The 24,082-nt window shown below is 73.8% G+C and carries 23 protein-coding genes; 8 read left to right on the forward strand and 15 right to left on the reverse strand.

Annotation, left to right across the window (positions count from 1 at the left end; genetic code table 11):
* Positions 1–15: 15 nt before the first annotated feature.
* Together ACWCXC_RS09480 and fdxA are read right to left on the reverse strand one after the other, a co-directional pair.
* Entirely contained in the window at positions 16–1,110 is a 1,095-nt protein-coding gene (locus tag ACWCXC_RS09480; RefSeq protein ID WP_450685727.1) for a bifunctional succinyldiaminopimelate transaminase/glutamate-prephenate aminotransferase, read from the reverse strand.
* Positions 1,111–1,228: 118 nt separating this feature from the next.
* Positions 1,229–1,549 carry a ferredoxin gene (fdxA, locus tag ACWCXC_RS09485; protein WP_014154250.1) on the reverse strand — a complete coding sequence of 107 codons (321 nt, stop codon included), beginning with the start codon at positions 1,547–1,549 and terminating at the stop codon, positions 1,229–1,231.
* A 117-nt stretch (positions 1,550–1,666) separates the two neighbouring features.
* Here fdxA and ACWCXC_RS09490 point away from each other — a divergent pair, with 117 nt between their 5' ends.
* The 5 genes from ACWCXC_RS09490 (at position 1,667) to thrS (ending at position 6,973) form a co-directional block, all read left to right on the forward strand.
* Positions 1,667–2,668: a GNAT family N-acetyltransferase gene (locus ACWCXC_RS09490; RefSeq protein ID WP_450887752.1), complete on the forward strand. Its 1,002-nt coding sequence runs from the start codon at positions 1,667–1,669 to the stop codon at positions 2,666–2,668.
* 2 nt (positions 2,669–2,670) lie between these two features.
* On the forward strand, positions 2,671–3,510 hold the full coding sequence (locus ACWCXC_RS09495; protein WP_450887754.1) for a transglutaminase family protein: 840 nt from the start codon (positions 2,671–2,673) through the stop codon (positions 3,508–3,510).
* 378 nt (positions 3,511–3,888) lie between these two features.
* A complete protein-coding gene (locus ACWCXC_RS09500; RefSeq protein ID WP_450887756.1) occupies positions 3,889–4,620 on the forward strand; it encodes a hypothetical protein in 732 nt (243 codons plus the stop codon).
* 195 nt (positions 4,621–4,815) lie between these two features.
* On the forward strand, positions 4,816–5,544 hold the full coding sequence (locus tag ACWCXC_RS09505) for a class F sortase (protein WP_450887758.1): 729 nt from the start codon (positions 4,816–4,818) through the stop codon (positions 5,542–5,544).
* A gap of 199 nt (positions 5,545–5,743) precedes the next feature.
* Positions 5,744–6,973 carry a threonine--tRNA ligase gene (gene thrS, locus ACWCXC_RS09510; protein WP_450887760.1) on the forward strand — a complete coding sequence of 410 codons (1,230 nt, stop codon included), beginning with the start codon at positions 5,744–5,746 and terminating at the stop codon, positions 6,971–6,973.
* Here the strand turns inward: thrS and ACWCXC_RS09515 are convergent.
* A complete protein-coding gene (locus tag ACWCXC_RS09515) occupies positions 6,963–8,270 on the reverse strand; it encodes an MFS transporter (RefSeq protein ID WP_450887762.1) in 1,308 nt (435 codons plus the stop codon). The two genes, thrS and ACWCXC_RS09515, sit on opposite strands and share 11 nt — an antisense overlap.
* Before the next feature lie 83 nt (positions 8,271–8,353).
* Between ACWCXC_RS09515 and ACWCXC_RS09520 the strand changes: the two genes are divergently transcribed.
* Together ACWCXC_RS09520 and ACWCXC_RS09525 are read left to right on the forward strand one after the other, a co-directional pair.
* On the forward strand, positions 8,354–8,932 hold the full coding sequence (locus tag ACWCXC_RS09520) for a sugar O-acetyltransferase (protein ID WP_450887764.1): 579 nt from the start codon (positions 8,354–8,356) through the stop codon (positions 8,930–8,932).
* A 19-nt stretch (positions 8,933–8,951) separates the two neighbouring features.
* Positions 8,952–9,509 carry a TetR/AcrR family transcriptional regulator gene (locus ACWCXC_RS09525; RefSeq protein ID WP_450685989.1) on the forward strand — a complete coding sequence of 186 codons (558 nt, stop codon included), beginning with the start codon at positions 8,952–8,954 and terminating at the stop codon, positions 9,507–9,509.
* 29 nt (positions 9,510–9,538) lie between these two features.
* Here the strand turns inward: ACWCXC_RS09525 and ACWCXC_RS09530 are convergent, their stop codons facing one another.
* The 9 genes from ACWCXC_RS09530 to ACWCXC_RS09570 all read right to left on the reverse strand — a co-directional run bounded on the left by ACWCXC_RS09530 (position 9,539) and on the right by ACWCXC_RS09570 (position 18,127).
* Positions 9,539–10,180, reverse strand: coding sequence for a class I SAM-dependent DNA methyltransferase (locus ACWCXC_RS09530; protein WP_450887767.1), 642 nt, complete (start codon positions 10,178–10,180; stop codon positions 9,539–9,541).
* Between the two features lie 61 nt (positions 10,181–10,241).
* On the reverse strand, positions 10,242–10,853 hold the full coding sequence (locus ACWCXC_RS09535) for a response regulator (RefSeq protein WP_383634608.1): 612 nt from the start codon (positions 10,851–10,853) through the stop codon (positions 10,242–10,244).
* A 10-nt stretch (positions 10,854–10,863) separates the two neighbouring features.
* Entirely contained in the window at positions 10,864–12,042 is a 1,179-nt protein-coding gene (locus ACWCXC_RS09540; RefSeq protein ID WP_450887769.1) for a histidine kinase, read from the reverse strand.
* Positions 12,039–12,794 carry an ABC transporter permease gene (locus ACWCXC_RS09545; protein WP_450685137.1) on the reverse strand — a complete coding sequence of 252 codons (756 nt, stop codon included), beginning with the start codon at positions 12,792–12,794 and terminating at the stop codon, positions 12,039–12,041. The genes ACWCXC_RS09540 and ACWCXC_RS09545 overlap by 4 nt, the downstream gene beginning before the upstream one ends.
* Positions 12,791–13,726 (reverse strand): ABC transporter ATP-binding protein, encoded by a 936-nt coding sequence (locus tag ACWCXC_RS09550; RefSeq protein ID WP_450887771.1) that lies wholly within the window; start codon positions 13,724–13,726, stop codon positions 12,791–12,793. The genes ACWCXC_RS09545 and ACWCXC_RS09550 overlap by 4 nt, the downstream gene beginning before the upstream one ends.
* Before the next feature lie 164 nt (positions 13,727–13,890).
* Positions 13,891–16,179, reverse strand: coding sequence for a hypothetical protein (locus ACWCXC_RS09555; RefSeq protein ID WP_450887773.1), 2,289 nt, complete (start codon positions 16,177–16,179; stop codon positions 13,891–13,893).
* Between the two features lie 335 nt (positions 16,180–16,514).
* On the reverse strand, positions 16,515–16,964 hold the full coding sequence (locus ACWCXC_RS09560; RefSeq protein ID WP_450887775.1) for a DUF6113 family protein: 450 nt from the start codon (positions 16,962–16,964) through the stop codon (positions 16,515–16,517).
* Positions 16,961–17,860: an N-acetyl-1-D-myo-inositol-2-amino-2-deoxy-alpha-D-glucopyranoside deacetylase gene (mshB, locus tag ACWCXC_RS09565; RefSeq protein ID WP_450887777.1), complete on the reverse strand. Its 900-nt coding sequence runs from the start codon at positions 17,858–17,860 to the stop codon at positions 16,961–16,963. The genes ACWCXC_RS09560 and mshB overlap by 4 nt, the downstream gene beginning before the upstream one ends.
* A 72-nt stretch (positions 17,861–17,932) precedes the next feature.
* Positions 17,933–18,127, reverse strand: a complete 195-nt coding sequence (locus ACWCXC_RS09570; protein ID WP_450685140.1) for a hypothetical protein — start codon at positions 18,125–18,127, stop codon at positions 17,933–17,935.
* 210 nt (positions 18,128–18,337) lie between these two features.
* On the opposite strand from ACWCXC_RS09570, the gene ACWCXC_RS09575 reads away from it, so the two are divergent.
* Positions 18,338–20,419: a prolyl oligopeptidase family serine peptidase gene (locus ACWCXC_RS09575; RefSeq protein WP_450887849.1), complete on the forward strand. Its 2,082-nt coding sequence runs from the start codon at positions 18,338–18,340 to the stop codon at positions 20,417–20,419.
* Between the two features lie 4 nt (positions 20,420–20,423).
* Here the strand turns inward: ACWCXC_RS09575 and ACWCXC_RS09580 are convergent, their stop codons facing one another.
* The 3 genes from ACWCXC_RS09580 to ACWCXC_RS09590 form a co-directional block, all read right to left on the reverse strand.
* Complete coding sequence (locus ACWCXC_RS09580) at positions 20,424–21,500, reverse strand: hypothetical protein (RefSeq protein ID WP_450685132.1); 1,077 nt, start codon at positions 21,498–21,500, stop codon at positions 20,424–20,426.
* Between the two features lie 219 nt (positions 21,501–21,719).
* A complete protein-coding gene (locus ACWCXC_RS09585; RefSeq protein ID WP_450685131.1) occupies positions 21,720–23,111 on the reverse strand; it encodes an ABC transporter ATP-binding protein in 1,392 nt (463 codons plus the stop codon).
* Positions 23,101–24,078 carry an ABC transporter ATP-binding protein gene (locus ACWCXC_RS09590; RefSeq protein ID WP_450685130.1) on the reverse strand — a complete coding sequence of 326 codons (978 nt, stop codon included), beginning with the start codon at positions 24,076–24,078 and terminating at the stop codon, positions 23,101–23,103. Before ACWCXC_RS09590 ends, ACWCXC_RS09585 begins: the two co-directional genes overlap by 11 nt.
* Positions 24,079–24,082 lie beyond the last annotated feature (4 nt).

Here is a 24,082-nt window from a genome sequence, read left to right on the forward strand (position 1 = left end):
GGCCCTTCGGCGCGTTCAGCCCAGCCGCTTGACCGCGGCGGCCACGCGCTCGTCGGTGGCGGTGAACGCCACGCGCACGAAGCGGTCGCCCGCCGGTCCGTAGAAGTCGCCGGGCGCCACCAGGATGCCCCGCTCGGCCAGGTGGGCCACGGTGTCCCAGCAGGGCTCGTCGCGGGTGGCCCACAGGTAGAGGCTCGCCTCGCTGTGCTCGATCCGGAAGCCGTGGGACTCCAGGGCGGAGCGCAGGGCCGCGCGGCGGTCGGCGTAGCGGCGGCGCTGCTCGGCCACGTGCGCGTCGTCGCCGAGCGCCGCGACGGTCGCCGCCTGGACGGGCGCGGGCGTCATCATGCCGCCGTGCTTGCGGATCAGCAGCAGCTCGCCCAGCACGGCCGCGTCGCCCGCGACGAACGCGGCGCGGTAGCCGGCCAGGTTGGACCGCTTGGACAGCGAGTGGACGGCGACGATTCCCTCGTACGTACCGCCGCAGACGTCCGGGTGGAGCACGGAGACCGGCTCGGCCTCCCAGCCCAGCTCCAGGTAGCACTCGTCGCTGAAGACCAGCACCCCGTGCTCGCGCGCCCAGGCGACGACGCGGATCAGCTCGTCCTTGGCGAGGACCCGGCCGGTCGGGTTGGACGGCGAGTTGAGCCAGAGCAGCTTGAGGCCCGCCGGGTCCAGCTCCGTCGGGTCGTCGTAGACCACGGGCTCGGCGCCGCAGAGCCGGGCGCCGACCTCGTACGTCGGGTAGGCGAGGCGCGGGTAGGCGACCCGGTCGCCGGGGCCCAGGCCCAGCTGGGTCGGCAGCCAGGCCACCAGTTCCTTGGAGCCGACGACCGGCAGCACGTTCGCGTGGGTGACGCCGGTGGCGCCCAGGCGCCGCTCCACCCAGCCGGTGAGCGCGTCCCGCAGCGCGGCCGTCCCCCACACCGTCGGATAGCCGGGGCTGTCCGACGCGGCGACCAGCGCCCGCTGGATCAGCTCGGGCACCGGGTCGACGGGCGTGCCGACGGACAGGTCCACGATGCCGTCCGGGTGGCTCTCCGCCGTCGACTTGTAGGGCGCGAGCCGGTCCCACGGGAAGACGGGGAGACGGGAGGAGACTGCGGACACGGATCTCTGCTTTCTCGTACGGGGTGCACTCGGGGTGGCCCGGGACGGCGGGGAAACACCGCGGTCCCGTACGGAGCGAGCCGTACGGGACCGGGGTGACGCACGTGCCGGGACGCTGCTACTGGTTCTGCGGCGGCAGGGCGGCGATGAACGCGTGGTCGCGCTCGATCAGACCCAGCTTGGAGGCACCACCCGGCGACCCGAGGTCGTCGAAGAACTCGACGTTCGCCTTGTAGTAGTCCTTCCACTCCTCCGGGGTGTCGTCCTCGTAGAAGATCGCCTCGACCGGGCAGACCGGCTCACAGGCTCCACAGTCGACGCACTCGTCCGGGTGGATGTACAAGGACCGGCTGCCCTCGTAGATGCAGTCGACGGGGCACTCTTCGATGCAGGCCTTGTCCTTGACGTCGACACAAGGCTGCGCGATGACGTAGGTCACGCTGTCGTTCCTCCTCGGTAGGGCGTTGGCTCTCGCGCGGGAGCGCGGCGTCGTCGATGCCCGCACCTAGTATCTCCGTTCCCGGGCACGATCCGAACAGGAGGGGCGGACAGAGCTGTGGAATTCACCATGGGCGGACGGCTGGAGGTCCGAATTGCACCGGCTGACGTGGGTAAACGGGTATCGGTCCGACGCCTGACCGAAGGCGGCCCCGAGGGTGCGAAATTCACCGATACGGTCGGAGTTCTCACATCCTGGAATGACGGTGTGCTGTCCGTCACACCCAAGGACGGGGTGTCGGTCCGCATCGACGCGTCGGCTCTGGTGGCGGGGAAGGTGGTGCCGGCCGCCCCCGCGCGCCGTCGCGGCCCCGCGGCCTCCTTCGCCGAACTGGCCGCCGTGTACGCGCGCGCCTGGCAGCCGCTGGAGAGCGAGCCGCTGGGCGAGTGGCGGCTGCGCGCCGCCGCCGGGTTCACCCGGCGCGCCAACTCCGCCCTGCCGCTCGGGGATCCGGGCCTGCCGCTGCCGGAGGCCCTGGAACGGGTCCGGCACTGGTACGCGGCGCGGAACCTGCCGGCCTATGTGCAGGCGGCGACGGGCGCCGGGGACACCCAGGAGCGGCTGTGCGCGGGACTGGAGGAGCACGGCTGGCGGCGCGAGGTCTCGGCCCAGGTGCGGATCGCGGCGCTCGCCCCGATCGCCGATCTGCCGGCCGAGGTGGGCCGGGTGCGGCTGAGCCGCGCGGTGGACGACGCCTGGCTCTCCCGCTACCAGCGCTCCACCGCCCCCGGGCCCGAGGTCACCGCCGTGCTGGGCAGCGGGCCCTCGGTGTGGTTCGCGACCGTGCCCGGGGACGCGGGCGACGCGGCGCCCGCCGCGATCGGGCGCTGTGTGGTGGACGGGCGGTGGGCCGGTTTCATGGCCGTGGAGGTGGCCCCCGAGCACCGCAGACAGGGGCTGGCCACCGCCGTGATGACCGCGCTCGCCCGGCAGGCGGCGGACGAGGGCGCCTCGGCCGCCTGGCTCCAGGTCGAGACGGACAACGACGGCGCCCGCTCCCTGTACGACGGGATGGGCTTCGCGACGCACCACCTGTACCACCACTTCCGGGCGGCGTAGCCGTGGCCGGGGAGGAGAACGGCCGGGAGGCGCGGCGGCGCAGGTTCGCCGAGGAGGCGCGGGCGGAGCGGCCGGATCTGGCGCTGCTCTGTCTGCTGCTGGCGGCGGAGGCGGATCCCGCGCTGGACACCGCCGCCATGGACGCGGCGCAGATCGAGCTGGACACGCTCGCCGGGCACCTGCCCTACGGGCTGCGCGGTGGCCGCGCCTGGGCGTCGGCGCTGGCCGAACTGCTCGGCGAGCGGCACGGTTTCGAGGGCGCGGCGGCGGACTACCGGCGGCTGGAGTCCTCGCTGCTGCACGAGGTGCTGCGGCGGCGGCGCGGGCTGCCGATCCTGCTGTCGGTGGTGTGGATCGAGGTGGCGCGGCGCGCCGGGGCCCCGGTGTACGGGGTGGCGCTGCCGGGCCATTTCGTCGTCGGTTTCGGCGATCCGGCCGAGGGGGTGCTGGCCGATCCGTTCGCCGGGGGCCGGCCGCTGTCCCAGGAGGACGCGGAGCTGCTGGTGACGGGGGCGACCGGGGGGCGGCTCGACGCGGCGACGCGGGAGCCGGCCCGGCCGCTGGAGATCGTGCTGCGGATCCTGAACAACATCCGGGCCTGGGCGGCGGCCCGCCCGGAGCGCACGGACGTGGGGCTGTGGGCGGTGGAGCTGTCGCTGCTGCTGCCCTCGCATCCGGCCGCCCTGCGCCTGGAGCGGGCCCGGCTGCTGGTGCAGTCCGGGGAGTTCCGGCGCGGGGCGGCGGAGATGGACGCGTACGCGGAGGTGGTCGGGGCGGTCGATCCGGCCGCAGCGGAATCGGTGCGCCACCAGGCCAGGGCGGCGCGGGCGCTGCTGAACTGACGGGGCGGTGGGCCCCGCGGGTCGGCCCGGACCGCCCGCGGTGCCGGTGCGGATCAGGTACTCCTCGCGGTCGAGGGGGTTGTGCCGTACGCGGCTCCGGTGCCGGTGGGCCGTGTCCTGTGCCCCGTACGGCGGTGGGGCACCGTCGAGCGAACGGGGGACGCGGTCCCCGCCAAACCTCCGGGCGGCGCGGCGTGCCGTCCAACGGGTGATTATCCGGATCCGGCCACTCATTGGGCCCATGCCGTCGCTCCAATGCGGAGGTCTCCGATGGCGCCCCCCGGAATCCGGGCTGACGGTGGATCACGTAGCCGCTGCGTCCCTCTGGGCTGACATTCCGTCACGCTCCGCAGTCGCGACGAAAGGACACGTGTTCAGATGCGCTCTGCCCGCACACTGTTCGCCACGGCCGCCGTCTCGGCCGTACTGACCCTCACCGCTCCGTCCGCCTACGCCCTCGCGGCCGGCGACTGGGAGCACGACAGCGGTTCGTCCTCCAGCAGCGAGGACGGCGGCTGGAAGAAGGACAAGCCGAGCGGCGGCGTCCACACCGGCGGCGGCGCCCTCGCGAAGGCCGTCACGGAGTGGCAGCCCGGCAACGACGAGGGCGGCAAGACGGACGAGGGCTGGAAGAAGGACAAGCCCAGCGGCGGCGTCCACACCGGCGGCGGCGCCCTCGCCAAGACCGTCACGGAGTGGCAGCCCGGCAACGACGAGGGCGGCAAGTACAAGGACAAGCCCAGCGGCGGCGTCCACACCGGCGGCGGCGCCCTCGCGAAGGCCGTCACCGAGTGGCAGCCCGGCAACGACGAGGGCGGCAAGACCGACGAGGGCTGGAAGAAGGACAAGCCCAGCGGCGGCATGCACGCCGGTGGTGGCGCGCTGTCGTCCACGGTCGCCAAGGAGTGGCAGCCGGGCAACGACGAGGGCGGCAAGACGGACGAGGGCTGGAAGAAGGACAAGCCCAGCGGCGGCATGCACACCGGCGGTGGCGCGATGGCCATGACCGGTGGCGGCCTGGCCGCGGGTTCGCTCCTGCTCCTCGGTGGCGTCGGCGTCGGTGCGTACAAGCTGCGCCGCCGTCAGGCGACGGGTGGCGCGATGGCCTGACCCGGCCGCTTCGCCGTCGCGGCCGCCGTCCCTCCGGACGGCGGCCGCGGCGCCGTCGTTTCCCCCGGGGCTCCCGCCCGGACCGGGCGCGGGCGCGCCGGGCCCGTCCGGTTCCGATCCGGAGACGGACGGGCCCAGGGCGCTTCCCGCGGGGAGCCCCCTCCCATCCCCGTACGGACGAAAGGTTCCGTTCCCATGGCCGCCCCGCAGTCGCCCGGTTCCCCCACCGCCGCTCCCTCCGCCCCCTCCTCCGAGACCGCCACGCTCGGCCGCACCCTGCTCTGGCCGGCCGTCGCGGCCGGTGTCGGCATGCTGCTGATCTACCACTCGTTCGGCTCCTCGGCCGACGACAAACCACCCGCCCCGCCCGCCGCCGCCGCTCCCGCCTCCTCCCCGGCCGCCGCCGTCCCCCGCCAGGCATCCCCCTCCCCCTCCCCCACCCCCGCCGCACCGGCCCTGTCCCGTTCGGTGCCGACGCGGCTGAAGATCCCGGCGATCGCGGTCGACGCCCCCTTCACCCCGCTGTCGATCGGCCCGTCCGGGCGGCTGGACGCGCCGCCGCCGAACGACAAGAACCTGGTCGGCTGGTTCAAGGACGGTGCGACGCCCGGCGAGCGCGGCGCCTCCATCGTCGCGGGACACGTCGACACGACGACCGGTCCCGCGGTCTTCCTCCAGCTGCGGTTCCTGCGGCCCGGCTCGACGCTCGACATCACGCGCGCCGACGGCACGGTGGCCACGTTCACGGTCGACACCGTGGAGACGTTCAGCAAGGCGAAGTTCCCCGACAAGCGGGTGTACGCCGACACCCCGGACGCCCAGTTGCGGCTGATCACCTGCGGGGGCACCTACGACCGGAAGGCGAAGGACTACGAGGACAACGTGGTCGTGTTCGCCCATCTCGACTCGTCCCGCAAGGGCTGAGCCCAGGTGCCCGCGCGCAAAAGGCGGGTGCGCCCGGCGGCGGGCGGCTGCTAGCGTCCCGCGCATGAAGCGCGCCGCGATGACGACGACGCCGGAGAGTGTCCCGGCGCGCTGACTGCTGACCAGTGAGAAGCCCCGGGGCGGACGCCCCGGGGCTTCTCCGCGCGGTCGTCCGTCCCTCGTCCGCGAGGAGGCCACCGTGCACGACCACCGCAGGCTCGGCCGTGAGCTGGAGCTGTTCGACACCGACCCGCTGATCGGGGCGGGCCTTCCGTACTGGCTGCCCGACGGTGCCGTGCTGCGGCACACCCTGGAGGAGTACATCCGCGCCGAGGAGCGGCGGGCCGGCTACCGGCACGTGTACTCGCCGGTGCTGGGCAAACGGGAGCTGTACGAGATCTCCGGCCACTGGGCGCACTACGGCGAGGACATGTTCCCGCCGATGGAGCTGGGCGGCGAGCAGGTGGTGCTGCGGCCGAGCCTGTGCCCGCACCACGCCGTGATCTACCGCTCCCGGGCGCACAGCTACCGCGAACTGCCGCTGCGGATGGCGGAGCTGGGCGGGATGTACCGGGCGGAGCTGTCCGGGGTGCTCGGCGGGCTGACCCGGGTGCGGGCCATCCAGCTGAACGACGCGCACATCTTCTGCACCCTGGAGCAGGTCGCCCAGGAGGCGCGGGCCGCGCTGGAGCTGATCCGGCGGGTGTACGGGGCGCTCGGCATCCGCCCGGCCCGCTTCCGGCTCTCGCTGCCGGGGCCCGGCGGGAAGTACGTGGCCGCGCCGGAGCTGTGGAAGCGCGCGACCGCGCTGCTGACCGAGGTCCTGGAGTCGTCCGGGCTGCCGTACGAGGCGGCCGGGGGCGAGGCGGCGTTCTACGGTCCGAAGATCGACGTCCAGGTGGCGGACGCGGCGGGCCGGGAGTCGACCCTGTCGACCGTCCAGATCGACTTCCACCAGCCGGAGCGCTTCGGTCTCCACTACATCGGCGCCGACGGGGCCAGGCACCGCCCGGTCATGGTGCACCGCAGCGTCCTCGGCAGCGTGGAGCGGGCCGTCGCCCATCTCGTCGAGCGGCACGGCGGGGCGTTCCCCGGCTGGCTCTCCCCCGTCCAGCTGGTGGCCCTGCCCGTCACCGAGGAGCAGCGGCCGGCCGCCGAGGCGCTGGTGCGGCGGTGCGCCGGGGCCGGGTTGCGCGCGGAGGTCAGGGGCCGGGAGCGGGGCAGTCTGGGCGCCCGGATCCGGCAGGCGCGGCTGGTGCCGTACCAGGCGGTGATCGGGGCGGCGGAGGCCGCCGACGGGCGGGTGGCGCTCCGGCTGCGGGACGGGCGGCGGCCCGGTCCGCTGCCGGCCGGTGAGCTGGTGGAGCGGATCGGGGCGCTGGTGGCCGCCCGCGGCACCGCGCTGTGGGAGGAGGCCGTCAGGGAGTGACCGGCGCGGTCCGCGCGTCCGGGTCCGTTCCCGTGCCCCGGTCCGGGTCGCGGTCCGCGTCCGCCGTCGGGGGCGTGCCCGGGCCCCTGCCCGTGTCCGCGTCCGGGGCCGGGGCCGGGGTGTCGTGCTCGGTGCGCAGCGCCCCGGCCAGCGCGGCGGCGACGGCGACCAGGACGAGGACGACGCCCATGGTGAGCCGCAGTCCGATGTGGTCGGCGAGGAAGCCGAGCGAGGGCGGGCCGACGAGGAAGGCGAAGTACCCGGCGGTGGAGACGGCGGCGACGCGGGCCGCCGCGTCGTGCGGATGGTCGCCCGCGGCGGAGACGGTGACGGGGAAGCCGAGCGAGGCGCCGAGCCCCCACAGCACGGCGGCGGCGCCCGCCATCACCGGGCTCGGTGCCACGATCACCACCGCGAGGCCGAGCGCGGCGGTCACACAGCTGAGCCGGACGGCCCGGACCCTGCCGTACCGCTCCAGGAGCGGGCCGCCGGCGAAGCGGCCGAGGGTCATCGAGGTGGCGAAGAGCAGGAAGGTCAGCGAACCGGCGGTGGCGCTCACGTCGTAGCCGTCGACCATCAGCAGCGGCAGCCAGTCGTTGGCCGCGCCCTCGGCGAAGGCGGTGGCGAGCACGATCACGCCGATCAGGACGAGCCGGCGGTCCCGCCACACCCGCGACTGCCCGCCACGCTCCTTCCGCCGGCCGGTGGCGGCCGGTGCGGTCTCCTTGCCGGTGCCGGGCGGGATGGCGAGGACGGCGCGGGTCCCGGCCGCGGCGATGAGGACGGCGACGAGCGCGAGGTGCCAGCCGACGGGGAGCGCGGCGGCGGTGAGCGCCATGCCGAGGAGCGCGCCGACGACCGTGCCCAGGCTGAAGCAGCCGTGCAGCACGGGCAGGACGGACCGGCCGATGACAGTCTCGACGGCGGCGCCCTCGATGTTGAAGGCCACCTCGCTCATGCCCATCCCGCCGCCGAACAGGGCCAGTCCGCCGAAGACGACGGCCGCCTGGGGCAGCGCGGTGCCCGCGGCGACGACGAGCAGCCCGGCCACGATGAGGACGGTGCCGCCGAGGATCGTCGCCCTGCCGCCGTTGCGGCGCACCAGCGGTCCGGAGGCCGTGACGCCGGCCATCGAGCCGGTGGACAGCCCGAACAGGACGAGGCCCATCGCGCCGGTGGAGACGTCGAGCCCGTCGCGGACGGCGGGGGTGCGCGCGACCCAGGAGGCCATGCCGGTGCCTGCGGCGAGCATGAAGAGGAACAGTGCGGCACGCCAGCGGCGTGTGGCGGCATCCATGAAGCGGGCCCCTGCGGATGGGTTCGGAGAGCGGTGCGCGTACGAGCGTACGACCGTACGCCTTGGAGTGTACGCTCGTACCCATGACGGACCACTTCGCGGGGGACCCGCGTACGAACCACGAGCGGATGCTCGCCGGCGAGCTGTACATCGCGGACGACCCGCAGATCATCGAGGCGCAGAAGCGGGCGGTCCGGCTGTCCGCCCGGTATCTCGCCGCGTACGCGGAGGACCCGGAGGCCGCGCGGCCGGTGGTCGCGGAGCTGCTGGGCGGACTGGGCGCCGGGGCGCACATCCGGCCGCCGCTGTACGTGGACTACGGGACGTACCTCACGGTCGGCGAGGACACGTTCGTCAACTACAACCTCACCGCCCTGGACGTCGCCCCGATCACCATCGGCCGCGACTGCCAGATCGGGCCGAACGTCCAGCTGCTCACGCCCACCCACCCGGTGGAGCCGGAGCCGCGCCGGGACAAGCTGGAGGCGGCGCGGCCGATCACGATCGGCGACAATGTCTGGCTCGGCGGCGGGGCGATCGTGCTGGCCGGGGTGACCATCGGGGACAACAGCGTCATCGGCGCGGGAGCCGTCGTCACCAAGGACGTTCCCGCCAACGTCGTCGCCGTGGGCAATCCGGCCCGGGTGATCCGCTCGATCTAGACCTTGCGAGGACAACAGCGTGGCGACCGGACAGACCGACCCCGAGCGGCGGGAGCGCATCATCAGCGCGACGCTCGACCTGATCGCGCGGGAGGGGGTCGCCGGGACCTCGCACCGGAAGGTCGCCGCGCTCGCGGGGGTGCCGCTGGGCTCGATGACGTACCACTTCGCCGGCATGGACGAGCTGCTGCGGGAGGCGTTCACCCGCTTCTCCGGCGGGATCGTCGCCGTCTTCGAGGAGCGGCTGGGCGCGGCCACGACGACCGACGAGGCCCGGGAGGCGGTGGCCGATCTGGTCCACCACCTGTCCGGTGACAACCAGCGCGAGCTGGTGCTCACCCATGAGCTGTACACCCTCGCCGCCCGCAAGCCCGCCTACCGCGAGCTGACCCGGGAGTGGATGCGGCGCAGCCGGGTCGCCCTGGAGTGGCACTTCGACCCGGCGACGGCCCGTCAGCTCGACGCGCTGATCGAGGGTCTGTCCATCCACCGCGCCCTGGAGACCGAGCCGCACGACCGGGCCCTGACCGTGGAGGCCATCGCCCGCATCACCCGGGCCCCCGCACCGCGCCCCTGACCCGGGCGCCCCGGCCCCTGGCCGGCACCTCACCTGACGGAGGTGCCGGCCAGGCACGCCCAGGGCCAGGTGCCGCCCTCGCCCTCCACCCGGACGGTGACGGCGAATCCGGCGCGTTCCATGAGAGCGGCGACCCGGCCGGGGTCCAGCAGATGGATGGCGTACGCGACACCGCCCTCGCGCTCCCGGCCGGTGTGAGGGCGGTCGTCCCCGGCGTGGAAGCCGAGGAGCAGCCGGCCGCCGGGGGCCAGCACCCGGTGGAACTCCGCGAGCAGGACGTCCAGCAGATCCGGGGGCGTGTGCATGATCGACCACCAGGCGACGGCGCCGGCCAGCTCCCCGTCCGGCAGCGGCAGGGCGTCCATGGAGCCCACCTCGAACCGGAGACCGGGGTGCTCGCGCCGGGCCACGGCCACCATGCCCGGGGCCAGGTCCACGCCGGACACGTCCAGCCCGAGACCCTTCAGATGGGCCGTCACATGGCCGGGCCCGCAGCCGAGATCGACGACGGGGCCGCCGCCGTCGCCCCGCACCTCCTCGGCGAACCCGGCCAGCACGGCCCGCCCCCACACATCGCGCGCGAACGCCTCGCGCACCCGGGGCGCGTACTCCTCGGCCACGGTGTCGTAGTAGGCCCTGGTCGCTCCGGTCACCCGCGTCATGTCCGCCATGGCGCCCGACCCTAGGGCCCTTTCCCCACGGCACGGCCACCGGGGGCCGGCGCCCGGGCCCCTACAGCCAGCCCTTCTCCCGGGCCAGGCGGACCGCCTCGGCGCGGTTGCGGGCGGCCATTTTCTGGATGGCCATGGAGAGGTAGTTGCGGACGGTGCCCTGGGAGAGGTGCAGGGCGGCGGCGATCTCCGCGTTGGTCGAGCCGTCGGCGGCCACGCGCAGGACGTCGCGTTCACGCTCGGTCAGCGGGCTGGCTCCGTCGGCGAGGGCGGCGGCGGCGAGGGTGGGGTCGATGACGCGTTCCCCGGCGAGCACCTTGCGTACGGCGGCGGCGAGTTCGGCGGCCGGGGCGTCCTTGACCAGGAAGGCGTCGGCGCCCGCCTCCATCGCGCGGCGCAGATAGCCGGGGCGGCCGAAGGTGGTGACGACGACGACCTTGACCCCGGGGTGGGCGCGGCGCAGCTCGGCCGTCGCCTCGATGCCGGTCATGCCGGGCATCTCGATGTCCAGGAGGGCCACGTCGACCTCGTGCGCGCCGGCCGCGGCGACGACCTCGTCGCCCCGGGCGACCTGGGCGACGACCTCGATGTCGGGTTCCAGGCCGAGGAGGGTCGCCAGGGCCTCGCGGACCATGGACTGGTCCTCGGCGAGGAGGAGTCTGATCATGCTCATTCCCGGGATCCTAGGGCCTGTCCGGCCCGGGGCCGGATTCCAGGGGAACGGTGAGGACGGTGCGGAAGCCCCGGCCGGTGCGGGCATCGGCGGCGGTGCGCAGGGTTCCGTCGACGGCGGCCAGGCGCTCGGACATGCCGGTGAGGCCGTTGCCCGGCTTCGTACCGGAGGAGCCCCGGCCGTCGTCGGTGACGGTCAGTTCGAGGATGCGTCCGCCGAGGGTCTGGCGGGGGGTGAGGGCGACCGTGCAGCGACGGGCTCCGCTGTGCCGCACGACATTGGTGACGGCTTCGCGCAGGGCCCAGGCCAGCGCCTCCTCGGCCTTCTCGGGGACGTCGTCGGGGGCCTCGTCCGGGACCTCGGCGGCGATGCCGGCGGCGGCCAGCGCGGTGCGGGCGCCGGCCAGTTCGCCGGGGAGCGTGGGGCGGCGGTAGCCGGTGACGGCGCTGCGGACGTCCACGAGGGCCTGGCGGCTGACCTGTTCGATGTCGGCGACCTGGGCGGCGGCCTGTTCGGGGTGGTCGGGCAGCATCCGCCCGGCCAGCTCGCTCTTGAGGGTGATCAGGGAGAGGGAGTGGCCGAGGAGGTCGTGCAGATCGCGGGCCAGCCGCAGCCGCTCCTCGTTGGCGGCGAGCTGGGCCACGGTGGCGCGGGCCTCGCGCAGTTCGATCGTGGTGCGGATCAGCTGCTGTACGCCGGTCATCGCGAAGCCGCCGATGAGCGCGGGGACGAGCAGCGCCGGGATGATGGAGCGCGGATGGTCGCCGGCCAGCGCGATGCCCGCGAGGACCGCGCCGACCAGGGGGATGAGCCACCGCGCGTCCCGTATCGGCAGGGTGGCCCCGACGGAGACCGAGACGTACACGAACAGGACCAGCCAGGGCGTGCCGAAGGTCAGCGAGAGCAGGACGGCGAGCGCCCCGAGGACGACAAGGGTGGCCCGGACCCGCAAGGGGTCGCGCGAGCGCGAGGTGTGGCGGAAGACGAGGACCAGATAGGTCCCGACGAAGACCAGCAGGCCCAGGGTGCCGAGGGCGGTGGCCCAGGGGGTGTGGCGGCCCTCGGCGAGGTCCTTGACCGGGGCGCTCATGAAGGCCAGCCAGACGCAGATCCACAGCAGCTTGATCCGGGTCTGGCGGGCGCTCGTGGGCGGTCTGCCGATGCCCACCGACGTCTCGTCCTCGTTCACGCCTTCAACGTGTCCTTCCGGTAGAGCCAGGCCGCGCCGCCCGTGAAGAGCAGGAAGGAGGCGCAGAGGACGGCGATGTCCCTGGCGTGGGGTGCCCCGCCGGTCTCGACGGCCTGGCCGAGTGCAGCGTACGCGTGGGTGGGCAGCCACTGAGAAATGTCCTGGAGCCACTGCGGGAACGTGGTGCTCGGCATCCACAGTCCGCCGAGGATCGACAGCGCGAAGTAGATGATCATGGTGATCGGGCGGACGGCGTCCCCGCCGGCGACGTAGCCGATGGCGACCCCGAGGGCGGCGAAGACCAGCGAACCGGCCCAGATGACGCCGGTGAGCGCGCACCACTGCCAGGCGTCGAGACGGACGTGCTTGACCGTGGCGGCGACGAGGAAGACGACGACGACGCAGGGCAGCGTCACCATGGCGGAACCGGCGATCTTCGCCAGGACGTAGCCCCGGCCGGGCAGGGCGGTCAGGCGCAACTGCCGCACCCAGCCCTTCTCGCGTTCCTTGGCGATGCGTTCGCTGTTGCCCATGAGGACGGCGGTCAGCGCGCCGAAGGAGGCCATGGAGACCATGAAGAAGCCCTGGAGGGTCAGGTCCGAACCGGGAACGGTGTCGGTGGTGTTCCGGGTGCTGGAGATCAGCAGGTAGATCACCGACGGGTAGATGACCGAGAAGAACATGAACTTCTTGTTCCGCAGGGTGCGGGTGACTTCGAGCCGGACGAGCGGCCACGAGAGGAGCTGGTTCATGCGGTCCTGGCCTCCTCGGCCTCGGTGAGGGCGACGAATGCCTGTTCCAGGCCCAGTCCGGCGACTTCGAGCTCCCGGGGGTAGAGCCCGAGGCCGTAGAGGGCGTGCACGGTGGCGTCGGCGTCGTGCGACTGGATGCGGACGCGGGAGCCGCTGACGTCGAGCCGGGTCAGGTGGGGCAGGGCGCGCAGGGCGTCCTCGTCGACGGGGACGTCCAGGGCGAAGGAGATCCGGCGGGCCCCGGCCCGTGCCTTGATCTCCGCCGCCGTGCCGTCCGCGAGGATCCGGCCCTTGTGCAGGACCAGGACGCGGTCGGCGATCGCGTCGGCCTCTTCGAGGTAGTGGGTGGCGAAGAGCACCGTGCGGCCCTGCTCGGCCTGTTCGCGCATGGTGGCCCAGAACGCCTGGCGGGCGGTGACGTCCATGCCGGTGGTCGGCTCGTCGAGCACGATCAGGTCGTTGGCCCCGGCGGTGGCGAGCGCGAAGCGGACGCGCTGTTCCTGACCCCCGGAGAGCTTGTTCACCAGGCGGCCCGCGAGGGAGGTGATCCCGGCGCGGGACAGCACCTCGTCGACCGGATGGGGCCGGGGGTGCAGGTCGCAGGCGAGCCGGACCAGTTCCCCGACGGTGACGTCCTCCATCAGTCCGCCGCTCTGGAGCATGGCGCCGACCCGGCCGGCCGCGATGGCCGCCTGCGGGGTGGTGCCGAAGAGCCGCACGGTGCCGGTGTCGGCGGTGCGCAGTCCGAGGAGGAGGTCGAGGGTGGTGGACTTGCCCGCGCCGTTGGGCCCGAGGAGCGCCACGGTCTCGCCGGGGCGCAGGTCGAGGGTGAGTCCGTCGACGGCCCGTACGGCGCCGAAGGCCTTGCCGACCCGGTCGAAGCTGACGGCCGCGGTGCGGGCGGCGGTGGCTTCGGTGGCTGTCGTTGTCATGGGCCAAGACTGGCGCGGCGGGGGGTGCCCACGGCAGGGCCGGGGGTCGTGGATCCGCGATGACAGATGTCATGCCCCGGGGGTGACGGCGGTGTGCGGCCGGCGGTACGGCTCCGCCCCCGGCCGGGTGGGGCCGGGGGCGGAGGCGTGCGGTGCGGGTGGGGTCAGCCGTTGCCGCCGAGGTCGATCGTGACGGTCCGCTCGGCGGGGGTCTTGCCGAGCAGCGCGCCCTTCATGGCGAAGGCCACGTCGTCCGGGCCGACCTCGTGCTTCGTGCCGTTGCCCTTGGTGATCATGATGCCGTCGAAGACTCCGCCGCAGAGCTCCTCGATGGCCTTCTTGTCGTAGTGGTCGACGAGCTTTCCGTCGACCGGGACCATCGAGAGGATCTTCGGCAGGGACTTGGCCGGTCCGAAGGGGATCTGCTTGGACCCCGCCTTGATGGTGATCAGACCGGACATCGCGGGCTCCGCGAACTCCTTCATCGCCCGGTCCAGTTCGGCCTTGGTGATGGTGGGTTCGCGTGTGGTGACGGGCAGTTCGACGGTCTTCGTCCGCCCCGTCTCGACCTGCGCGCGGTACGCGTCGCGCACCGAGACCATCGACTGGTTGACGTCGAGGGTCTTGCCCGCCTTGCCCGGTACGGCGACGGCCTTGCCCGGGACGAACTCGATCCGGCCCTCGGTGGCCGTGCCGGAGGCGCCGGCCAGGTCCTTCAGGGCGACGCCGAGCTTCTCCTCGTCGACCGGGATGACCGGGTCGACGGTGCGCTCCCCGCCGAAGAGGGAGCCGATGACGGAGACGGGGTTGTAGTCGCTGCCCGCCGCCGCGCGGACGGTCGCCTGGCTGTCCAGGGAGAGCCCGGCCTTGTCGGGGGCGAGCTGCGTCTCCTTGCCGTCCACGGTCAGCTGGAGCGGGGCCTTGGACCGCTCGCCGAGGGCGGCCTCCAGCTTCTGGACGGCGTCGTCCCGGGTGCCGCCGCCGATGTCGACGCCGAGCACGGTGGTGCCCTTGGCGACGTCGGAGTGGTTCATCAGCAGCCCGGCGCCGTAGGCCAGGCCGAGCACGCAGACGGCGGCCACGCCGAGCATGACCAGCTTGGAGCGGCCCTTCTTCGCCGGGGCGGGCGAGGGCTCCGGGGCGGAGCGCGCGGCCTGCGGGGCCTGGGCGGCGAAGCCGCCGGGGCCCGCGGGACCGGTGCCCATGGCGCCGTCCGGGGTGCGCGGACCGCCGTCGGCGCCGGGGAACGGGGACGGCCCCCCGGACGGCCCGCGGTCCGCGGGCACCACGGGGATGCCGCTGTTCAGCGTGTCGCCCGAAACGTGGGCGGCCGGGGGCGCCGGGGCCTGCGGGGTGAGCACGGCGGTGTCGTCGGACATCCGCGGCGGCACACCGCCGGGTCCCTGCGGACGGCCGCCCGGTCCCTTGGGGCCGCCCGGCGCGAACGGGGAGCGGCCGTCGAGGTCCGGGGTGAGCGGGGAGGTGCCGGTGGCCGGGCCCGTGGTGGGGCCGGCCGGGCCGGGCGTACGGACTCCGAGGTTGGGCGTGGAGCGCGGGCCGCCGGGTCCGTCGGGGCCGAAGCCCTCGGGGCCGGACGCGGCCGGGTCGCCGGAGCGCTGCGGTCCGTCGGAGAAGTAGGGCAGATCGGCGCGGGGGCCGCCGGGCGGGGTGACCGGGCCGGGGCCCCGCCCCTCGGCGGGACCGCCGGTCGCGTCCGGACCGGACGGGCCGTCACCACGGGCCGCTGCCCCGTTGACGGAGAAGCCGGCGCCGTCCGTACCACCGGGGCCGTTCGCCCCGTTGACGGAGAAGCCGGCGCCGTCCGTACCACCGGCGCCGTTCGCGGAGAGGCCCGCTCCGTTCGTACCACCGGGGCCACCCGCCCCGTTGACGGAGAAGCCCGCGCCGTCCGTACCACCGGGGCCGCCGACGCCGTTCGCGGAGAAGCCGGCGCCGTCCGTACCGCTCGTGCCGCCCGGTGCGGGGGCGGCGGGGGCGGCGGCCGGGCTCACGGGCTTGCGCGGGGCGAACCAGTCGCTGCCGCTCTTCTCCTTGGCCGGCTTCTCGGCGGCGGAGTCGGTCACGACCGCGGTCTCACCAGTGTCCTGACCGGCCGTCTCCGGCGCCGGGGCGCCGTCGGCCGCCGTGCCCGGACGCGGGGTGGAGCCGGTGCGCTCGGCACCGCCCTCCCCCTCGCCGACGGGCGTACGCATGACGACCGGCGGGATGGGGCGGGACCCCGGGATGTTGATCCGGATCCGCGTCGTCAGGGTCGTCTCGGTCTTCGGTTCCGCGGGCGCGGACGGCTCGCCCGGCTCCGGGGACTCCTCGGGGGCGTCGGACGGGTGCAGCGACGGATACTGGCGGGATCCGTACGGCGGCGTACCCGAGGGGTACGCGGCTCCACCGCGCCCCTGGGGCCCGGAGGACGAACTGTCAGTTTCACGACTCAAAGCAGGTTCTCCCGATTGGCTCGCCGCCCGTACTCTCCCCGTGCCACGGCATGGGGGACGACCAGAAGGTTGCCGGAGATCTTGGCCGGATCAGGAGCGGCCGCTGGCGCGTGCAGCTGCGAGGCGCCGGAGCGTCCTCATAGCGGAGCTATTAGGGCGTTCGGTGACGCCGCAGATGTGCGTGCCGGGCCCGCGAGCCCGGTCAAGATCTTCAGCACCCGACTAGGCGCGCGGACCACCATACTGTCCGCCGCCGACAGACACCCCGCGACCGGGGGAAACGAGTGCGCACCGGCCGGGCGGGACGGGGGCGCGACGGGAGGGGACGTGGCACGTCACTTGCCGGATGGGCCGCCGTCCGCCCCCGGCGGGGGCACCCGCGCCAGGGTGGCGCAGATCACAGCGATGGCCATTCCTCCGAGCATGAAGAGGATCAGACCCAGCTCGTCGCCGAAGACGTAGTCGCCCTCCGGCCGGCCGCCGAGCAGAAAGATGACCGAAATCAACCAGCCCGCCGCGGGGGCGACGGCGCCGGGCTGCGTCCCCATCAGCACGCGCCCGCCGTAGAAGAGGCCGCCGGCCGCGAGCAGAGCCAGCAGCAACCCGCCCGGGAACCAGGCCGCTTGGACCAGCGTCCCGGCGATGCCGGCGCAGGCGCCGACCACCGCGAGGCCCAGCAGGGCGGCGATCCGGCGGGGGTTGAGGGGCGCGGCCAGGCCGGTGCCCGGAACGTCCCGGGGCGGGGCGTTGGTCCGGGCGGCGGCCCGCGATCGTTCGGTGCTCATCGGTCCGCCTCCGTCAGGCCCGCGAAGAGGTCGGTCTCGCGGGCGCCCTCCGGGGCTCCCGGGACGCCCCGGACCAACTCGTAGTACTCGGTGGTGAACAGCGGCTGGCCCAGATCGTTGGAGAGCGCGAACCAGGGGCCGTCCACCGTGATCTGGGTGGCGTGCGCGCGCATCGCGGCGGCCTTGGCCCCGCCGTACGCCCCGCCGTCGATCCCGGTGGTGATCCGGGCGTCGTCCACCACTCCGGGGACGTCGCCCACGGCGGCGACGCCGGGGAACGGGGCGGGGTCGGCGGCCCGCAGCCGGGCGAAGCCCTCCTCGGCGACCGTGCGCGGCACCCGGTTCCAGTAGATCTTGGCGACGGTGTGCGGGGCGCCGGAGCCGGGGCGGTGGCCGGGGTCGGCGGCCAGTTCGGCGGCGCGGGTCGCGACCCGGTGCGCCTGGATGTGGTCGGGGTGCCCGTAGCCGCCGTCGGGGTCGTAGGTGACGAGCACCTGGGGGCGGACCTCGCGGATGACGTCCACGAGGTGGCCGGCCGCCTCGTCCACGTCGGCGGACCAGAAGGCTCCCGGCCGGTGGTTGGGCGGGGTGCCCATCATGCCGGAGTCGCGGTAGCGGCCGGCGCCGCCGAGGAACCGGTGGTCGGTGACCCCCAGCTCCTTCATGGCGGCGGCGAGTTCGCCGCGACGGTACGGGCCGAGCGCATCGTCCCGGTCCGCGGCGAGATGGGCCAGTCCGGGCGGAATGACCTCGCCCTCCTCGCCGAGGGTGCAGGTCACCAGCGTGACCAGGGCGCCTTCGGCCGCGTACCTGGCCATGGTGGCGCCGTTGTTGATCGACTCGTCGTCGGGGTGCGCGTGCACCAGGAGCAGACGCCGGGCGGGAAGATCCGTCATGGGGACCACCCTACGAGCCGGTGGCCCCGGTGGCGGACGGCGGCGCCGGGAGGCGCCGGACGGCCGCCGGCGTCAGAACTTGATGCCCCCGATCATTCCGGCCACGTTCGTGGTCAGCTCGGAGATGGTGGGGGCCACGGACGAACTGGCGAGATAGAAACCGAGGAGCATGCAGACGACCGCGTGACCGCCCTTCAGTCCGGCTTTCCGGATCAGCAGGACGACGACGATCGCCAGCAGCACCACCGCCGAAATCGAGAGCGCCACGGCGGTCACCTCCATCTGTACGGTCGGAACGGGCAGCACGCGTGGAGCCAGCAGGTTCATACCCACCGAGCGCTACGGATCATAACTATGAGTACGAAGGCATTGGTCGGCGCACGGCAGCACGAGGGGGGCACGCACCGGTGCCCCGGCCGATAGGTTCGGCATATGACTACGCCAGAGATCACCTTTCCGTCGCAGTACGCCCGGACCATGCGATTCACCCTCGGTGCACCTCGCGCGTTCACGGTGTCACCCGACGGCGAGCGTGTGGTCTTCCTCAGGACGGGGTCCGGCACCGACCGGAGCGGGAGGCTCTGGGTGCTGGACCTGAGCGACGCCTCGGCCCCCCGGGAGCGGGTCGTGGCCGATCCCGGGGTGCTGCTGGGCGGTTCGGCGGAGCGGCTGTCGGCCCAGGAGCGGGCCCGCCGCGAGCGGAGCCGCGAGGGCGCCGGGGGCATCGTCGGCTACGCGGTGGACGGGGCGGCCGAGTTGGCGGCCTTCGCGCTCTCGGGGAAGCTGTACGCCGCCGGGCTGCGGTCCGGTACGGCGCGCGCCCTGCCCGTGCCGGGTCCGGTGATCGATCCGCGCCCCTCCCCGGACGGACGACACATCGCATACGTGTCCAAGGGCGCGCTGCGGGTCGTGGGCTCCGACGGCGAGGACGACCGCGCGCTGGCCGAGCCGGAGGACGGCCGGGTCACCTACGGTCTGGCGGAGTTCGTCGCAGCCGAGGAGATGGCCCGCGCGCGCGGCTTCTGGTGGTCGCCGGAGTCGGACCGGCTGCTGGTGGCCCGGGTCGACGACAGCGCGGTGCGCCGCTGGTGGATCTCCGATCCGGCCAACCCGGAGCGGCCGCCGGCCGAGGTCGCCTATCCGGCGGCCGGCACCCCCAACGCCGAGGTGCGGCTCTTCGTCGTGGGGCTGGCCGGGGAGCGCACCGAAGTGGTCTGGGACCGGGGCCGGTTCCCGTATCTGGCCCGGGTGCACTGGTCGTCGGACGGGGCGCCGCTCCTGCTCGTCCAGGCCCGTGACCAGCGGAGCCAGCTCTATCTCGCGGTGGACCCGGAGACCGGGGCGACCCGGACGGTGCATGCCGACGAGGACCCGGACTGGCTGGAACTGTTCCCCGGGGTCCCGGGCTGGACGCCCGACGGACGGCTGGTGCGGATCGCGGACGAGGGCGGCGCGCGGGTCCTCGCGGTCGGCGACCGCCCGCTGACCGGCGCCCAGTTGCAGATCCGCTCGGTGCTGGACATCGGCGCGTCGGACATCCTGGTGACGGCCTCGGCGGGGGAGCGGGCGAGCGCGCCGGAGATCGGCGAGACCCATGTGTACCGGGTCAACGAACTGGGGGTCGAGCGGATCTCCGAGGGCGTCGGCGTGCACACGGCGGTCCGCTCCGGCGGGGTCACGGTGCTCGTCTCCACCTCCGTCGACGCCCCCGGAGCGACGGCCCGGGTGCTGCGCGACGGCAAGCCGGTCGCGACCGTCGCCGACCACGCGGAGCGACCGGTGCTGTCCGCCCGGCCGGTCCTCACCGAGGGGGGCGCACACCGGATTCCGTGCGCCGTGCTGCTCCCCACCGGATACCAGGATGCGGACGGGCCGCTTCCCGTGCTGATGGACCCGTACGGCGGGCCGCACGGCCGCCGGGTCCTCGCCGCGCACCACCCGCATCTGACCTCACAGTGGTTCGCCGACCAGGGCTTCGCCGTGGTGGTCGCGGACGGCCGGGGCACCCCGGGCCGCTCCCCCGGCTGGGAGAAGGCGGTCAAGCACGATCTGGCGCTCACTCTCGACGACCAGGTCGAGGCGCTGCACGCCCTCGCGGAGCGGTTCCCGCTGGATCTGGGCCGGGTGGCGATCCGGGGCTGGTCGTACGGCGGCTTCCTGGCCGGGATGGCCGCGCTGCGCCGCCCCGAGGTCTTCCACGCCGCGATCGTGGGCGCCCCGGTGACCGATCAGCGTCTCTACGACACCCATTACACGGAGCGCTATCTGGGCGACCCCGCGGAGCGGCCCGAGGTGTACGCGTACAACTCGCTGGTCACCGACGAGGGGCTGTCGCACGCCGCCGAGCAGGTCCGCCCGATGATGATCATCCATGGTCTGGCGGACGACAACGTGGTCGTCGCCCACACCCTGCGGCTCTCCTCGGCGCTGCTGGCGGCGGGCCGTCCGCACGAGGTGGTGCCGTTGAGCGGGGTCACGCACATGACCCCGCAGGAGAAGGTGTCGGAGAACCTGCTGCTGCTCCAGGTGGACTTCCTGAAGCGGTCGCTGGGTCTCTGAGCGGTCACCAGCCCGGCGGCGGCTGCGAGGGCGGCGGGGGCGGTCCGAAGCCTCCGCCGCCCTGCGGATAGCCGTAGCCCGGGGTGTGCGGCCGGGCGCCGGGGTCGCGCGCGTAGGAGGAGGGGCCGGGGGGCGGATAGCCGTAGCCGGGCGCGCCGTAGTCAGCGGTCCCGTAGCCCGGCCCGGGGCCGTACGGGCCGCCGTCGGTCCCGGGCAGGCCCCTGGGGCTCAGGACCAGCAGGACCACCAGGGCGACGAAGGTCTCGAAGCACCAGCTCGCGACCAGCAACTGGTCCTCCGTGCGCAGCGAGCCGAAGTGGTCGAAGACGTCCTGGTGCGCGGCCCGGACCACCTGGATCCCGCCGGAGACCAGCAGCAGGGCGGCGGTCGTCAGGCCGAAGGGCCGGGTGTGCACGGCGGGGGCCAGCGCGGTGAACGCGATGTACACGGCCAGCAGGGCGGGCACCACGGCGGCCCAGCCGGGCGGCGGGCCGGTCAGCTCCTGGAGGATCCGTCCGCCGCCCACGTACCACTCGGGGAAGGCATCCGGTGTCCTCACCAGCCGGCGGATCTCCCAGGCGATCATCACCGCTCCGGCCGCGCCGAGCAGCAGGAAGGTGGTGACGGCGGCGCCCGGTCCGGGTTTGCCGGGCAGTTCCTCGGTGGTGTCGAACGTCGGCCGCCGCCCGGCCCCGGCCGTGACGAACAGCCCGATTCCGGCGGCGAGGGCCACGAAGGCGCAAATCAGGGCCCGGGAGCGGAGGTCGTCGGAGTAGGCGTGCGCCATCTGCTCGCCGCCGATGGTCCAGACGCCCGGCAGTCGCACGGCGACGGTGACGACCCCGGCGGCGACGAGCGCGCTGCCGGCCGCGGGGGAACTCAGCGCGGCGACGGCGGTGGCCGCGTACACCACGAGCAGGACCACGTCGGCCGCCGAAGTGGCGGGAACACCGGTGCGGCCGGAATCGCTCCACCCGGTCCAGTAGCGCCACAGGTGGTCCACTTCCACGGCCCTGACGTCCCGTACGAGCCAGCACGCGACGATCACGGCCAGCACCGCGCAGAGAGCGGCGCCGGTCACTCTTGCACCACGGGTGAGTATCACCCCAGCGATACTCCCCCGCACCGGCCCCGTCGACAAGAGGGCGGTGGGCACGGCCCGTTCGGGCAACCGGCCGACGGGACCCACGTCCCGCCGGCCGGTACACGGCACCCGCACGGCCGTACGCTCTCCATGCTGAGGGGTCCGTATATCGGACGTGCGTCGGCCGGGTTGCCCCCGCGTTAACGGCCCGGTGGCTCAGATCACCCGGCGGCTACCGGAGGGCGGCGGCCCGTCGTCCCCGCCCCGGCCCCCCTCGTCCGGCGGCTCCTCGGTGGCGGCCTCGTCCGAAGGGGCCCGCGCGGGCGGCGGCTCCTCGGCGGGGCCCTCGCCCTCCGGGGTCCGCTCGGCGGGCGGTTCGGGTGCCTCGGCCGGTTCGCCGGTCGTCGCGGGCTCGGCCTTCCGGGCCTCCGCGGCCAGTTCCTCCGGACGGTCGACCAGGTCCTCCCCCACGGTCTCCAGGGTGCCCTCGGGCGGCACCACCCGCTTCTCCTCCGCGAAGTGGCAGGCCGAGAGGTGCTTGGCCGGGGTGTCGGTGAGCCGGAAGACGGCGGGGACCGCGAGCAGCGGCACCTCCAGCTCGCACCGCTCCTGGGCCTTCCAGCAGCGGGTGCGGAAGCGGCAGCCGGAGGGCGGGTTGGCGGGCGAGGGCACGTCGCCGTGGAGGATGATCCGCTCGCGGTACTCGCGCGCCGCCGGGTCCGGCACGGGGACGGCGGACAGCAGCGCCTGGGTGTACGGGTGCGTGGGGTGGTCGTAGATCTCCGCGTCCGTACCGATCTCGATGAACCGGCCGAGGTACATCACCCCGACCCGGTCCGAGATGTGCCGCACGATGGAGAGGTCGTGCGCGATGAAGACGTAGCTCAGGTGGAACTCGGCCTGGAGCCGGTCGAGCAGGTTGACGACCTGGGCCTGCACGGAGACGTCGAGCGCGGAGACCGGTTCGTCCGCGACGATGATCTCGGGGTTGAGCGCGAGGCCGCGGGCGATGCCGATGCGCTGGCGCTGGCCGCCGGAGAACTGGTGCGGATAGCGGTTGATGTACTCCGGGTTGAGCCCGACCACGTCCAGCAGGTCCTGGACCTTGCGGCGCCGGTCGCCCTTGGGTGCCACCTCGGGGTGGATCTCGTACGGCTCCCCGATGATGTCGCCGACGGTCATGCGCGGGTTCAGCGAGGTGTACGGGTCCTGGAACACCATCTGGATGTTGCGGCGCACGGCCTTCAGCGCGCGGCCGGAGAGCTTGGTGACGTCCTCGCCCTTGTAGCGGATGGCACCGGCCGTCGGCTGTTCCAGGTGGACGAGCATCCGGGCCACGGTCGACTTGCCGCAGCCGGACTCCCCCACGATGCCCAGGGTCTCCCCGGCGGCGAGGTCGAAGGAGACCCCGTCGACCGCCTTCACCGCGCCGATCTGCTTCTTGAAGAGGATGCCCTGGGTGAGCGGGTAGTGCTTGGCGAGGTCGCGCACCTCCAGGATCGGTTCGCCGCCCGCGTAAGCGCTCTCCTGCCGCGATTTGGAGAGCAGGTCGCGGGCCGTCCGGCCCTCCTCGCGGGCTTCCCTGCGCCCCGAGTGGTCAGCGTGCATCGAGCGTCTCCTTCCAGAAGTAGCAGGCGCTCTGACGGTGCTCGGCCACGTCGAACAGCGGGGGCACGTCGGTGCGGCAGACGTCCTGGGCCATCGGGCAGCGCGGGTTGAAGGCGCAGCCCGGCGGGATGTGCAGCAGGTTGGGCGGCAGGCCCTTGATCGCGTACAGCTCCTGGCCCTTCTGGTCCAGGCGCGGGATCGAGCGGAGCAGGCCCTTGGTGTAGGGGTGGGCGGGAGCCTTGTAGATCTCGTGGACGGGGGCGGTCTCGACGATCCGGCCCGCGTACATGACGGCGATCTTGTCGGCGACGTCCGCGACCACGCCCAGGTCGTGGGTGATGAGGATCAGGCCCATGTTCAGCTCGCGCTGCAGCTCGGCGAGGAGGTCCATGACCTGGGCCTGGACGGTGACGTCGAGGGCGGTGGTGGGTTCGTCCGCGATGATCAGCGAGGGCTCCAGGGCGAGCGCCATGGCGATCATGATGCGCTGGCGCATGCCTCCGGAGAACTGGTGGGGGTAGTTGCCGACGCGTTCCTTGGCGGCCGGGATCCGCACCCGGTCCATGAGTTCGACGGCCTTGGCCTTCGCGTCCTTGCGGGAGAGTCCCCGGTGCACGACGAACATCTCGCCGAGCTGTTCGCCCACGGTCAGCACGGGGTTGAGGGAGGAGAGCGCGTCCTGGAAGATCATCGCCATCTCCTGGCCGCGGATCTTCCGGCGCTCCTCGTGCTTCAGCGTGAGCAGATCGCGGTCCTTGAAGAGGATCTGGCCGCCGCTGATCTTTCCGGGCGGCATGTCGAGGATGCCCATGATCGCCTGCGCGGTGACCGATTTCCCGGACCCGGACTCGCCGAGGACGGCGAGCGTCTCCCCCTCGGCCACCGAGTAGTTGACTCCGTTGACGGCCTTGGCGACCCCGTCGCGGGTGTGGAACTCCACGTGCAGATCGCGTACTTCGAGCAGCATGGCA

Source organism: Streptomyces sp. NPDC001515 (assembly GCF_053597115.1).

Bases quoted from the DNA above. Each gene is read 5' to 3' on its own strand.
- ACWCXC_RS09500 (WP_450887756.1), top strand. From the start codon at position 3,889: ATGCGCTCTGCCCGCACACTGTTCGCCACGGCCGCCGTCTCGGCCGTA.
- ACWCXC_RS09505 (WP_450887758.1), top strand. From the start codon at position 4,816: ATGGCCGCCCCGCAGTCGCCCGGTTCCCCCACCGCCGCTCCCTCCGCC.
- ACWCXC_RS09515 (WP_450887762.1), bottom strand. From the start codon at position 8,270: ATGGATGCCGCCACACGCCGCTGGCGTGCCGCACTGTTCCTCTTCATG.
- ACWCXC_RS09520 (WP_450887764.1), top strand. From the start codon at position 8,354: ATGACGGACCACTTCGCGGGGGACCCGCGTACGAACCACGAGCGGATG.
- ACWCXC_RS09530 (WP_450887767.1), bottom strand. From the start codon at position 10,180: ATGGCGGACATGACGCGGGTGACCGGAGCGACCAGGGCCTACTACGAC.
- ACWCXC_RS09535 (WP_383634608.1), bottom strand. From the start codon at position 10,853: ATGAGCATGATCAGACTCCTCCTCGCCGAGGACCAGTCCATGGTCCGC.
- ACWCXC_RS09545 (WP_450685137.1), bottom strand. From the start codon at position 12,794: ATGAACCAGCTCCTCTCGTGGCCGCTCGTCCGGCTCGAAGTCACCCGC.
- ACWCXC_RS09550 (WP_450887771.1), bottom strand. From the start codon at position 13,726: ATGACAACGACAGCCACCGAAGCCACCGCCGCCCGCACCGCGGCCGTC.
- ACWCXC_RS09560 (WP_450887775.1), bottom strand. From the start codon at position 16,964: ATGAGCACCGAACGATCGCGGGCCGCCGCCCGGACCAACGCCCCGCCC.
- mshB (WP_450887777.1), bottom strand. From the start codon at position 17,860: ATGACGGATCTTCCCGCCCGGCGTCTGCTCCTGGTGCACGCGCACCCC.
- ACWCXC_RS09575 (WP_450887849.1), top strand. From the start codon at position 18,338: ATGCGATTCACCCTCGGTGCACCTCGCGCGTTCACGGTGTCACCCGAC.
- ACWCXC_RS09585 (WP_450685131.1), bottom strand. From the start codon at position 23,111: ATGCACGCTGACCACTCGGGGCGCAGGGAAGCCCGCGAGGAGGGCCGG.
- ACWCXC_RS09590 (WP_450685130.1), bottom strand. From the start codon at position 24,078: ATGCTGCTCGAAGTACGCGATCTGCACGTGGAGTTCCACACCCGCGAC.